This window comes from Bifidobacterium sp. LCP19S3_E9, assembly GCF_052121135.1.
Taxonomy (GTDB): Bacteria; Actinomycetota; Actinomycetes; order Actinomycetales; family Bifidobacteriaceae; genus Bifidobacterium; species Bifidobacterium thermacidophilum.
Genome location: NZ_JBQKEV010000008.1, coordinates 45565 through 57916, shown reverse-complemented (window position 1 = coordinate 57916; position 12352 = coordinate 45565). Strand labels below are relative to the sequence as shown.

Here is a 12352-nt window from a genome sequence, read left to right as displayed (position 1 = left end):
TTGACGTCACCTGTTCACCGCATCGCAGCAACGGCGACAATCATTGCGCTACCAGCACCATCGCAGCGCTGATGACGTCGGTCAACCATCAATCACAGTCACAGCACCGTCGTCTCGGTCGGGATCGCCGGATCGCCCTTCATCAGGCTTTGCGCGGTGATCGGCAGCTCGGCCAACGCCTTCGCGCGGTAGTTGTGTGCGTTGACAATCGCGTCATGCCCCTGGTAATCATGGTTGATTTCGCCATGATCCACGTACTGCACGAGCAGATCCTTCCAATCCTCGGGCGCCTGGAAATCGGCCAGCTTGCTTTCGGAACCGGAAATGACGTGTTCGCAATCCGCGAGATTGTACTCATAGGAGCGGTAGGCGAGTTTACGCCCGGGCACGGTCGCTTTGTCCTTGGATTTCTTGGCGACCGGCTCCATGATGCCGTCCGCGTTCTCGCGCTCGGTCAGCTTGTAGACCATCGCGCAGGTCGGGGCGCCGGACCCGGTGACGAGCATCGTACCCACGCCATAGGAGTCGACCGGTGCGGTCTGCAGCGCGGCGAGTGCGTATTCGTCGAGATCGTTGGTGACGGTGATGGTCGTGGAAGTCGCGCCCAGGGCATCCAGTTCGTTGCGCACGCGTTGCGCCATCGCGGCCAGGTCGCCCGAATCGATGCGCACACCGCCGAGGTCGGGGCCGGCGACTTCGACGGCGGTTTTCACGGCTTCCTCAATGTTGTACGTGTCGACCAGCAGCGTGGTGCTCTTGCCGAGCGCGTTGATTTGCGATTCGAAGGCCTCGCGCTCGCTGTCATGTACGAGGGTGAAGCAGTGGGCCGCCGTGCCGATGGCTTTGAGACCGTACAGCTGGGCGGCCAGCAGGTTCGCGGTGCCTTGGAAGCCGCCGACGACCGCTGCGCGCGCTGCGGCGACCGCGGCCCATTCGTTGGTGCGCCTGCCGCCCATATCCATGCAGGGGCGATCCTTGGCGGCGCTGACCATGCGGGAGGCGGCGGAGGCGACGGCGGAATCATAGTTGAGGATGGACAGCAGCAAGGTTTCGAGCAGCGTGCACTCGCCGAATGTGCCCTCGACCTGCAGGACCGGCGAATTCGGGAAGAACATCTCGCCTTCGCGATACCCCTTGATTGAGCCGGTGAAGCGGAAGTCCTTGAGCCAGTCGAGCGTCTCCTTGCTCACGATCTTGCGGTCGGCGAGGAACGCGAGATCGTCATCATCAAGATGGAAGTGTTCAAGCGCGTCGAGGATGCGCCCGGTGCCGGCGAGCACACCGTAGCGGCGGCCTGCGGGCAGATGCCGGGTGAAGATCTCGAAGACGCATGGGCGGTTTGCGGTCCCGTCCTTGAGCGCGGCGTCCAGCATGGTGTATTCGTACATGTCGGTCATCAGTGCCGGTGAGTAATCAACCATGATTTGTCCTTCTCGTGATGTTCTCGTGATTGGGTCCGTTGCCGGTTAGCGTAGTCCGACGGCACTCGCCGTGCAAGCGTCATCGGGTGGGAGGAGGGGTACTGCTAGGCCCAGACGATGCTGTCTGTGCCTGCCCCCGACGCCGTCCCTCTACAAACTGGTTACGGAAAGCGGGCCGCCAGCGTAGCTAGTTTGTAGAGAGAAGCGTCCGGATGCGGCACACCTTATTCCCCGTGTCGGTAGTGGGTTGCGCTTCTGCTTCTGCCGACGCTGAGGGGGTTGTGAGTGTCGGCAGAGGGTTGTGCCGACGGTGAGGCGGGGCGGGCGTAAGCTGACGGTATGAGATTCATTGCGGGTGTCTGGCGTCTGGCAATCGCCGCGCTGTGCTTCGTCGGCACATACGAGGCGTGGACGATTCCCAATCGATGGGTGTATTTCACATTCCAAACCGGGTTCATGCTCGGCATCGTCATGCTGTGGTCCGGCGCCGCGAGCCTGCTCAAAGGCATCCAACCGCCCGCATGGCTCAAAGGCTGCCTGACGGTGTACGCGATCATCACCGCGCTGGTTGCGTTCCTGCTCATGCCGCCGGATGACCCGCATTACGTGCCCCAAGTGCTCGGCATCATGACCAACACGATGCTGCATCGTATTGCGCCGGTCATGGCCGTGGTTGATTTTCTGTTGTTCGACCCGCACCGGCGGTTCAAACCAAGCTATGTGCTCAGCTGGATGGGCTACTTTCCGATCTATCTCGCCTTTGTGGTGATTCGCGCGCAGTTGTGGCCGCATTCGGGCCCGTCGGTTGGCGGCAACCCGTACCCGTACACTTTCATCGATTTGGGGCAGCTGGGGTGGAGCCAGTTCATCGTCAACATCGTGGGACTCGCCGTCGGATTCCTGCTGGTCGCGCTCGCCGTGTTCCTCATTGACCGGATCCTGCCTGAGAAGTCGCTGTTGCGCTCGCAGTGAGCGGTGCCGCTCGGTGACTGTCTCGGACATGCGGGCGTTGCGCTGTGCTAGGTTGAGAGCGTACGAAGGATGATACGCCGGTAGGCCCGGCACATTGCAGATAATTGCAGATGAAAGAACGCGAGGCAGACATGACACAGACGGATTTGGCGAACGAGAACGAGACGGATACCAAGGACGACGCGCAATCGCGGCTCGCTTTGGAGATCGATATGAACCTCACCCGCGTGGACGGGCGGAAAGTCAACGAACTTCGCCCGGTGCACATCACCCGGCATTTCACCGAACCGCCGGAGGGCTCGGTGCTCATCGAATGCGGGCATACGCGCGTCATGTGCACGGCGACCTTCACGCCGTCCGTGCCGCGTTGGCGCAAGGACAGTGGGCTGGGCTGGGTGACCGCGGAATACGCGATGCTGCCGCGCGCCACCTCGGAGCGCACCGATCGTGAATCCGTCAAAGGCAAGATTGGTGGCCGCACCCATGAAATCAGCCGTCTGATCGGGCGTTGCCTGCGCGGTGTCATCGATATGAAAGCGCTGGGGGAGAACCAGATCCAGTTGGATTGCGATGTTCTGCAGGCGGACGGCGGCACGCGTACCGCATCGATTACCGGTGCGTACGTCGCGCTCGTTGACGCGTTGCGCTGGGCAGAGAAGAACGGGCACATCAAATCCGCTGACAAGGTGATTAAGGATGCGGTGTCCGCGGTGTCTGTCGGCGTGATCGACGGCAAGCCGATGCTGGACCTGCCGTATGTGGAGGACAGCAAGGCGATGACCGACATGAACGTTGCCATGACCGGTTCCGGTGCGTTCATTGAGATTCAAGGCACTGCGGAGCATCGCCCGTTCACGCGTGCGGAGCTCGGGATCCTGCTTGACCTTGCCGAAAAGGGCAACCGCGAATTGCAAGCCGCCCAGGCTGCGGCGCTCGCCCAGGACTGATTGGTTCCGGACTGGTCGGTTTCGAGCCGATTGGTTCTGGGTGATTGGTTCTGGACCGACCAATCCGGCCGCCGCCGCGCGCAACCCAACCCAAATCGATGAAAGGAATTACGTTGGCACTCACCATCGTCGTCGCCTCGCATAACGAAGGCAAACTCGCGGAAATCCGCCGAATTCTCGCAGAAGACCTCGCTGGCGCGCCGATCGAACTCGTCTCCGCGGGCTCGCTTGGTCTGCCCGACCCGGTTGAGACCGGCGTCACCTTCCAAGAGAACGCGCTGCTCAAGGCGCGGTTCGTCGCACAACGTTCTGGCATGCCCGCGATTGCCGACGATTCCGGGCTGATTGTGGACGTGATGGGCGCGGCCCCCGGCATCCTGTCCGCCCGCTGGGCCGGCGAACACGGCAATGATGCGGCGAACAACGAGCTGTTGCTCAAGCAGATCGCTGATATCCCCGACGACAAGCGCACGGCCCGGTTCCGTTGTGCGGCGGCGCTCGCGGTGCCCGGGCCGGGTGCGGACGCCGATGGATTGCATCCGATTGTCTCCGATCACGTGGAAATCGGCGAGATGCCCGGCCGCATTATCCGCGAGCCGCGCGGGGAGCACGGTTTCGGCTACGATCCGCTGTTCGTACCGGATGATCAGCCTGCCCGGGCGTCGGGCGGCCTCGAGCTGACATCCGCCGAGATGAGCGCGGATGAGAAGAACGCGATATCGCACCGCGGCAAGGCATTGAAGGCTCTGGTTCCGGCCATCGCGCAACTGGTGACGCGGTAGGGGGATTACGCTCCGGGGCCCACAAGCGACTCAGCCGAGCAGCGCCATCCGTGCAACGGTCATCAATGTCAACGACACCACTGCGGTCAACGCGAGCGAGAACCCGGCAAGCCGCGCATTGCCCAGCACCTTGTCGGTGAACATCGTGGAGAACACCGCAATCGGGGCGAGACAGCACAGCGCGACCGCCTGCCGGACCTCGGCACCGAACGGCAGCAGGAACCAAGCGGCTGCGGCGAACGCGATGCCGCACGGCAGCCGCCACAACAACACCTCAGCTACGGCTCGGACATCCGCACGGCCGGCCGGCACGTCCATGAGCATGCCGACCATGAGCATCGCGCACAGTGAGTTCGCGTTGGCGAAAGGTTGCGCGATATCGGCGATACCGGACGGAATGCGGACGCCCGCGATCATCAGGACGATCATCACCATATACACGTCGAACGATACCGATGAGACGAATCCGCGCACGATACGGCGCCCCAACGTGCGCCGGGCGAGTCGTTTGGCGTCCCGGTCTGACGGGCGTCGGTAGGGCAGCGTCGGCGCGTCGCCCGCGTGCTGCTCGGCGAGCGTCATTCCCGGCGCGATATGTAGCAGCGTCTGGGTGAGCACATTCGTCCCCGCGGCAACCATGATGCAGTTGCCGACGTCGAACATCGCGGCAGGCACCAACGCCGCAGACCCGTAAAATGCCTGCAATACTGGGAAACAGAAGCAGCCGACATTGAATCCGGCGCCGTTGAGCATGATAAAAGCGCGCTGGGAAACCGGGCGGTGACGGGTGAACAGGAAAATCAGCATGGGTGGTACCGCGGCTGCGGCGAACCCGAAGAGCGAAATCCACAGCAGGCGGATGTCATGCGGCTGTGTGGCGAACGAGTAGATGATGGCGCCGGGCAGGATGAGATCGAATTCCGCGGTCTGCAACACCCGGTAATCGCGCGGTCCGAACAGTCCGAAGCGTTTGAACGCGTAGCCCACCATGATGATGAGCAGCAGGGTGACCGGTTGGATGAGTGTGTGCACGTCTTTCCTCCCTGCGATGTTGCGATGCCTGATGGACGGTGACGTTGTTCATCATAGGATTCGGCTGCGTCGGCGCGCGGGATGTGTCCGTCGTGCGGTGGGGAGACGCTGATTTGTTTCGGATGTGGCGTGCGGTGGGGTGCATGCTGCGGCGTGCGTGCGGGCGTGGTGGAATAAGTGACTGAGGCGTTGCTGTAGGCTGCGTTTTCAGTCGTATAGGAAAAAGTGGTGCTCATGATGTGACTGAGTCCTGACGGCAGTAAGCGTGTCGTGAGGTGATTAATCGTGCGCTTATTCATCCCGGCATACCGGCGGTGCGGTACCACCCGACGCCGTCGCATGCTCGTCACCGGACAGATCCGTTGTTCCTCAACCCGATGCCTCGGTTCAGCTAATCACTCCACAAACTGGTTACGCTAGCACCTCGCCCAGCGTAACCAGTTGGTGAAAAAACAATGATCGGCACACTCCTTACCGTGCCGCCGCGCCAGACACACATTTTGTTATGCAACCCATTTCCCACGGCTTGGCGGATACCATTGCATGCGAAAATGGGATAAAACAAGAACGGCACGCCCAACGACGTGCCGTACCGGAGCCACTTGACAGAATCGAACTGTCGACCTGCTCATTACGAGTGAGCCGCTCTACCGACTGAGCTAAAGTGGCGTGTTGCCCGAGAAGCATACGCTCCTCGCGCACAAGTCCTTTACTATACCGGAACCTCCAGATATTGCAAAATCGACGGCGTTGTCGCACCAATTTCCCTTGGTATGAGCCCCAAGACAATCATCACAATCATCACAATCATTCTGCCGATGCCGGGGCACATACACCAGTGCGCGCGAAGGGACTTGAACCCTCACGACAAAGTCACAGGAACCTAAATCCTGCGCGTCTACCAATTCCGCCACGCGCGCGACCTGTCCAATGTACCACCGGGGCAAGCCAGCCGTATCAGACCGCAGGCAACCGCAGAATTCCAAGCGAAACACGCTGACGCACAACGGCACGACGATTGGTGGAGCCCCCAAACCGCACGACATCCGAAAGCTCTGAAAGCACAATCAAAATCATGCCGATAACGGGAACTGCACGCCATGACGCAATGTGTTGCCCACGTTGTGCCCACAGTTTGCCCACGATTTCGGTCAGACGGCACGAGTCGCGTCCCGATTCCGGGGTCGTGGACGCGCAACCCATCCAGTCTTGCAATCCGCTTGCTGCAGCGCATCACACGCACTCAACACGACGCACTCCACGAATCCCTCTGCGCGCACAGCGAAACACACTCACCAATCACCACTGCAAACGATGGCGGTTGCGCTTCTACCCGCATCCTCGCATACCGACAGGATGCCGGCATTCACAAGGATAGAAACGTTGTCATCAACCGGTTGGTTACGCAATCATTTCGTAAAATTACCGTGAAATCAGCCTTCCATTCACGCAGCTAAAGCGCCGGGCGGGTATATTCATGATTGCGCGATTCATGCGCATCGCCGGATAATCCCGACGCATCCAACCATCATCAATCAAGAAAGGAAGGACAGACCATGACTGAGCAAATACTCAGAATGGATTCGACGCTCGCCGCGCTCGACCGACTTATGTCGGAAGACAGCGACAACGACGACGATCATGAGGAGGCCTGAGAGCCTCCTCATTTTTTATCCAGTCTTTCTGGTCTTTCCAGCGCTTTCAGATCCCTGCACTTTCAGCTTCCCCGTCTTTTGGCCTTTCCAGCCGTTTCAGTCATTGCTTCAGGCTTTTTGTCGAATACCCCTCATCTGCGGCGACACAACGGTCGGTCCGACGCCGGAACCGTAAACCGCATCCGGCAACGGCACGGTCAACCGCGTCTGAAGCCGCGCATCAAACCGCATCATCAATTCGTCTTTCACGGGCATACGCGCGATTGACAACTCCCCGGACCACACGGCAAACTCGGTTGCATCCCCTGCGGCCGGCAAGGACACGGGATACACTTCCGATGTCTCGACGTGCTTCGACTCATACCATTCGTTTCCGTATCTATTCCGCCTTGAGCGCCCGACGCCGATTGCCCGGGCAGCATACCAAAGTCTCAATATCTCCCGTTCGAGCCGCGATGTTGAGAGATTGTTCGAAAAAGTCTCAACAAGTCGCGCAAACGGCAATTTAGACGAGATATTGAGATTTCTAGATGCGTCGAGCATGATGGTCAGTCGTGAAAAAGCCTGGAATTTCAACGATTCTTGACCGCTCGCCGTCTGTGATGCCGAGTGCGGAATCTCAATAAATCGGGAAAATCTGGATTCGCGAGGAGATATTGAGACTTTGTTCTGAAAATCTCGATGACATGGTGCAAATCGCCGAGATATTGAGATTTTTCCGTTCTGTGCGCGCTCCGTTCTGTGTGCATTCCGTTCTGCGACATTCCATCTTCTCGGATTTCGTCCCCTCGAACATTCCTCCTTCGGATATCGCGCCCCCGGCCTCACAACATGCCAGAAGTTCGTGATTGGAAGCACACGTCATCAGCATCGCAGTATTTCTATACCGCATTCCTGTGCCATACGCTTGTGCCACAATGGAGCCATGAGCAGCATGATCGACGCGAATGCACAGAATGCACAGCACGGTGAACCGCAAGATACTCCGGGCGTGGCGACGGAACGGCAGGAGCCGCAGTCGCTGAGCGGGCACGCGGAAGCGAATGAAAACCAGGATTTCTACGCGGTGATTCCCGCCGGCGGCACGGGAACCCGCCTGTGGCCGCTGAGCCGCGAGGCCAAACCGAAATTCCTCTACGACCTGCTTGGCCAGGGTCGCACACTGATCCAATCCACCTACGACCGGCTGGAACGTGTTGCGGGGCGGGGCCATGTCACGGTGAGTACGGGTTGGCGGCATGTCGCGGCCATCCGCGAGCAGCTGCCGCAACTTGACGGCAACGACATCTTCGCCGAACCGGTGCCGCGTGATTCCACCGCCGCGATCTGCCTCGCCGCCGCCGTGTTGGCTCGCCGTCACGGGGAGCGTGTCGTGGTGGGGTCGTTCGCCGCGGACCATGTGATTCGTGGCGCGGCCTCCTTCGCCCGCGCAGTCCGTGAGGCCGTCGCCACGGCGCGCGCCGGCTATGTGACGACCATCGGCATCGCCGCCTCCCGCCCGTCCACGGCGTTCGGCTACATCCATCAGGGCCGTTCCCTGGCCGCGGACGTGCCCGAAGCCCCGAGCGCACGGCTGGTCGAGCGGTTTGTCGAGAAACCTGATGCCGCGACCGCCCAGGCCTACTTGTCCACCGGCGAATACCGTTGGAACGCCGGCATGTTCGTGATGCGCGCGGATGTGCTGCTCGGCCACTTGCGTGAATACAAGCCGCGTATGTACGACGCGATTTCAGCTATCGCGGACGCATACCTTGCCGGCGGCGATGCGGTCGACGAGGCAATGGCGACTCACTGGTCGGGCATTGAGAAAATCGCATTCGATTACGCGGTCGCCGAACCGCTGAGCGTGCAGGGCGGCGTGGCGATGATCCCGGGTGATTTCGGTTGGGATGATATCGGTGATTTCAATTCCGTCGCCGCGTTGCTGCCGAGCGTGAACCAGCAGAACATCAAGATTCTCGGCGATCGCGAAAACGTGTCCTATATCGATTCTGCCGGCGATGTGGTGGTGCCCGCCGCAGGGCGAACGATTGCATTGCTCGGCGTGAACGACATGGTCGTGGTCGACACGCCGGATGCTTTGCTCGTTGCGCCGCGTGCACGCAGCCAGGAAGTCAAGAATATGGTGGCGCATCTGCGACAGGAAGGCCGTGACGAGCTGCTGTGACCGGCTTCGCCGGGACGGCACCGAGGACTGTCCGGTTCTGTCCTATTTTGTGAGTATCTTGTCACATGGAAGCAAACGATGTCATTCCGCGTCGCGTGCCTGCCACGCATGCGGGAAGATATCGCTTCGATTATGAAGAAAGGACCAAGTATGGCCATCAATCCGCCAGTTGACGCCACCAAGACTCCTGAGTGGGCTGCCCTGCAGAAGCACTATGACGAGCTGCAGAACGAAGGCATCAGCCTCAAGAAGTGGTTCGCCGAGGATCCGAGCCGTGTGGACCAGCTGAGCTTCGATGCCGGCGACCTGCACTTCGATCTGTCCAAGAACCTGATCAAGCCGGAAACCCTGAAGCTGTTCGCAGACCTCGCCAAGGCTGTCAAGCTTGATGAGCGCACCAAGGCCATGTACACCGGCGTGCACATCAACAACACCGAAGATCGCGCCGTGCTGCACACCGCGCTGCGTCGCCCGGTCGAAGATGAAGGCAAGTACATCGTCGACGGCCAGGATGTCGTCAAGGACGTGCGCGATACACTCGATCGCATCTACGCTTTCGCTGACAAGGTCCGTTCCGGTGAGTGGAAGGGCGTCACCGGCAAGAAGATTGAAACCGTGGTCAACATCGGCATCGGCGGTTCCGACCTGGGTCCCGTCATGGTGTACGAAGCGCTCAAGCCGTACGCTGACGCCGGCATCTCTGCTCGCTACATCTCCAACATCGACCCGAACGATCTGGCCGAGAAGACCAAGGGCCTCGACCCGGAGACCACCCTGTTCATCATCGTCTCCAAGACCTTCACCACGCTTGAGACCCTGACCAACGCCCGTGAAGCCCGCACCTGGCTGCTCGAAGAGCTCAAGGCCAAGGGTGCCATCGACGGCTCCGACGCGCAGAACGCCGACGCCATCAAGAAGCACTTCGTCGCCGTCTCCACCAACCTGGAGAAGGTCGAGGAGTTCGGCATCGACCCGTCCAACGCTTTCGGCTTCTGGAACTGGGTCGGCGGCCGTTACTCCGTGGATTCCGCGGTCGGCACCTCCCTCGCCGTGGTCTTCGGCCCGGCACGTTTCGAGGAGTTCCTGCACGGCTTCCATGAGATCGACGAGTACTTCGCCAACACCCCGTTCGACAAGAACGTGGTCGTGCTGCTCGGCATGCTCAACGTGTGGTACCGCAACTTCTTCCATGCCGCATCCCATGCGGTGCTCCCGTATGACCAGTATCTGCACCGCTTCCCGGCGTACCTGCAGCAGCTGACCATGGAATCCAACGGCAAGTCCGTGCGTTGGGACGGCACCCCGGTCACCTCCGACACCGGCGAGATCTTCTGGGGCGAGCCGGGCACCAACGGCCAGCACGCCTTCTACCAGCTGATCCACCAGGGCACGCAGCTGATTCCTGCCGACTTCATCGCGTTCGTCAACACCCCGAACCCGACCAAGGACGGCGACCAGGACGTGCACGAGCTGTTCCTGGGCAACTTCCTCGCGCAGACCAAGGCGCTCGCGTTCGGCAAGACTGCTGACGAGGTGCGCGCTGAGGGCACGCCTGAGGACATCGTCCCGGCCCGCGTGTTCACCGGCAACCGCCCGACCACGTCGATCTTCGGCGTGGCACTGACCCCGTTCTCGCTCGGCGAGCTGATCGCCCTGTACGAGCACATCACCTTCGTCGAAGGCACGGTGTGGGGCTTGGACTCCTACGATCAGTGGGGCGTCGAGCTCGGCAAGCAGCTGGCCAAGCAGATCACCCCGGCGATTTCCAAGGACGACGACGCGCTCGCCGCCCAGGACGCTTCCACCCAGGGCCTGATCAAGTTCTACCGCGCCAACCGCGAGTTCTGATTCGCTGCGCGGTGTACGGCGGCTAGGACGTAGCCTGACCTGCCGGTAGACCAAGCCAACAGGATCCCGCCATCCGTTACCGTTACGGATGGCGGGATTTTTGTGTTGGTGGGGTCTGTTCGGTGGGGGTCTGTGTGCGTATCTGCTCGTGGTGTGACTGCCGGGTTGCGCGGCGGCGGGGTATCGGCTGCATCCGGATTGGTTGGTGGGAGTATCCGCCTGCGGTGCGACTGGCAGGTCGCATGGCAAGCGGATACCAGCTACCGCGACGAGTCAGTCGACCCCTGATGCCACTGACACGCCTGATGTCCCAGGCACGCCCGATGACCGAGCCGTCGTCATGTCCGCGCAGCCACAGTCTGTACGCCCCAGTCTGTATGCGTCACAATCCGCACGACCCCAGTCCGCACGTCACAGTAAAATGAACCTCTGATATGCCGAAAAACGGGACGCCGCATAATCCCGTCTTTCTTTGGGTCCAGCCGGAACACTTACGTGGTGGCAACGCCATGATTCCGGCGGATTGGCACCCTTCGCAGGCGAACCTGCGAAGACATTTCAGCTGAACGGAATCCCGAAGGGGACCGTGCAGCCCCGACCAATCGTCGGTATGCGGCGGCGATGGAGGAACATCATGGTTAATGCCATCGAAGCATTCGACGCCAAGCATCTTAAGCCGGCGGAGGAAATCCCTGCGTTCCGTCCTGGCGACACCGTCGAGGTCAACGTCAAGATCAAGGAAGGCAACAACTCCCGTCTGCAGGCGTTCACCGGCGTGGTGATCGCTCGTCAGGGTGCTGGTGTGCGCGAGACCTTCGTGGTGCGCAAGATCAGCTTCGGCGTGGGTGTCGAGCGTCGTTTCCCGCTGCACTCCCCGTCGATCGATTCGATCAAGCTGGTGCGCAAGGGCCGTGTGCGTCGTGCGAAGCTGTACTACCTGCGTTCGCTGCGCGGCAAGGCTGCTCGTATCGTCGAGCGTCGCGACAACAGCGAGAAGTGAGTTTCGCGCTCATCGCATGAACAGGACAGCCCGGCGACCAGTAACGGTCGTCGGGCTGTCTGCGTTTCAAACAGTGCGGACGGCGCGGGCGTGGCGGATGCACTGGCGGCCCGTGCCGCTTGTGGCAGCACGGATTTGCAATACCGGGACATTCCGTAGCAAACCGCAAATCGGAACCGCCGTGGAGTATGGACTTGGTTTTCGACCGTCCGATAAGTCCTCGCTTGCGGAGAATCGGCGGGTACGAGCAGACGTGCTGGTAACGTATGCGACAGCACCGGTCAAGCTGTGGTGGCGATAGCATGGTCGAGCCAATACGGTGAGCGACCGACAGTACTGCCCGACGGCGGCACCGACGGCGAGCGGCTGACAGCACGACCTGCGGACGCTCCGGTAGGGTGTGCTGTCAACGCGATCTGGCGGACGTTTGGCATCCTCCCGGCGTGCTCCGGCGGTGCGTTACGGCAAGATGCCCCGGCATCGCACCCGGCACGGTGCCTGACAAGGCTTCGCCGACAGCAGGTCGGC

Annotated in this window: 9 protein-coding genes and 2 tRNA genes; 6 read left to right on the top strand and 5 right to left on the bottom strand. The window is 60.9% G+C overall.

Going from position 1 to position 12352, the window contains the following annotated elements; genetic code table 11:
- Window positions 1-98: 98 nt before the first annotated feature.
- Entirely contained in the window at window positions 99-1451 is a 1353-nt protein-coding gene (locus ACTQYB_RS05595) for a nicotinate phosphoribosyltransferase (protein WP_318249932.1), read from the bottom strand.
- Between the two features lie 309 nt (window positions 1452-1760).
- Here ACTQYB_RS05595 and ACTQYB_RS05590 point away from each other — a divergent pair, with 309 nt between their 5' ends.
- From ACTQYB_RS05590 to rdgB, 3 genes are all read left to right on the top strand, one after another.
- The gene (locus tag ACTQYB_RS05590) at window positions 1761-2393 is read left to right on the top strand and encodes a Pr6Pr family membrane protein (RefSeq protein ID WP_321046968.1); all 633 of its coding nucleotides are present in this window, start codon (window positions 1761-1763) and stop codon (window positions 2391-2393) included.
- A gap of 212 nt (window positions 2394-2605) precedes the next feature.
- On the top strand, window positions 2606-3340 hold the full coding sequence (gene rph / locus ACTQYB_RS05585) for a ribonuclease PH (protein WP_441482110.1): 735 nt from the start codon (window positions 2606-2608) through the stop codon (window positions 3338-3340).
- Window positions 3341-3453: 113 nt separating this feature from the next.
- Window positions 3454-4122 carry an RdgB/HAM1 family non-canonical purine NTP pyrophosphatase gene (gene rdgB, locus ACTQYB_RS05580; RefSeq protein ID WP_441495915.1) on the top strand — a complete coding sequence of 223 codons (669 nt, stop codon included), beginning with the start codon at window positions 3454-3456 and terminating at the stop codon, window positions 4120-4122.
- 30 nt (window positions 4123-4152) lie between these two features.
- Here rdgB and ACTQYB_RS05575 read toward each other — a convergent pair whose 3' ends face one another.
- The 4 genes from ACTQYB_RS05575 to ACTQYB_RS05560 all read right to left on the bottom strand — a co-directional run bounded on the left by ACTQYB_RS05575 (window position 4153) and on the right by ACTQYB_RS05560 (window position 7385).
- Window positions 4153-5154, bottom strand: coding sequence for a permease (locus ACTQYB_RS05575; RefSeq protein ID WP_273303445.1), 1002 nt, complete (start codon window positions 5152-5154; stop codon window positions 4153-4155).
- Window positions 5155-5750: 596 nt separating this feature from the next.
- Window positions 5751-5823, bottom strand: a tRNA-Thr gene (locus tag ACTQYB_RS05570).
- Window positions 5824-5993: 170 nt separating this feature from the next.
- Window positions 5994-6074, bottom strand: a tRNA-Leu gene (locus tag ACTQYB_RS05565).
- 843 nt (window positions 6075-6917) lie between these two features.
- Window positions 6918-7385, bottom strand: a complete 468-nt coding sequence (locus tag ACTQYB_RS05560; protein ID WP_441495914.1) for a hypothetical protein — start codon at window positions 7383-7385, stop codon at window positions 6918-6920.
- A 349-nt stretch (window positions 7386-7734) separates the two neighbouring features.
- On the opposite strand from ACTQYB_RS05560, the gene ACTQYB_RS05555 reads away from it, so the two are divergent.
- From ACTQYB_RS05555 to rplS, 3 genes are all read left to right on the top strand, one after another.
- Window positions 7735-8976 carry a mannose-1-phosphate guanylyltransferase gene (locus ACTQYB_RS05555; RefSeq protein WP_239646922.1) on the top strand — a complete coding sequence of 414 codons (1242 nt, stop codon included), beginning with the start codon at window positions 7735-7737 and terminating at the stop codon, window positions 8974-8976.
- A gap of 150 nt (window positions 8977-9126) precedes the next feature.
- The gene (gene pgi, locus ACTQYB_RS05550; RefSeq protein WP_015449853.1) at window positions 9127-10824 is read left to right on the top strand and encodes a glucose-6-phosphate isomerase; all 1698 of its coding nucleotides are present in this window, start codon (window positions 9127-9129) and stop codon (window positions 10822-10824) included.
- Window positions 10825-11458: 634 nt separating this feature from the next.
- Complete coding sequence (gene rplS / locus ACTQYB_RS05545; protein ID WP_015449855.1) at window positions 11459-11824, top strand: 50S ribosomal protein L19; 366 nt, start codon at window positions 11459-11461, stop codon at window positions 11822-11824.
- Window positions 11825-12352: the final 528 nt, after the last annotated feature.

What these genes read in the sequence shown, in the direction of transcription:
- pgi (WP_015449853.1), top strand. Translation starts at nt 9,127, where the DNA reads ATGGCCATCAATCCGCCAGTTGACGCCACCAAGACTCCTGAGTGGGCT.
- rplS (WP_015449855.1), top strand. Translation starts at nt 11,459, where the DNA reads ATGGTTAATGCCATCGAAGCATTCGACGCCAAGCATCTTAAGCCGGCG.
- rph (WP_441482110.1), top strand. Translation starts at nt 2,606, where the DNA reads ATGAACCTCACCCGCGTGGACGGGCGGAAAGTCAACGAACTTCGCCCG.
- ACTQYB_RS05555 (WP_239646922.1), top strand. Translation starts at nt 7,735, where the DNA reads ATGAGCAGCATGATCGACGCGAATGCACAGAATGCACAGCACGGTGAA.
- ACTQYB_RS05590 (WP_321046968.1), top strand. Translation starts at nt 1,761, where the DNA reads ATGAGATTCATTGCGGGTGTCTGGCGTCTGGCAATCGCCGCGCTGTGC.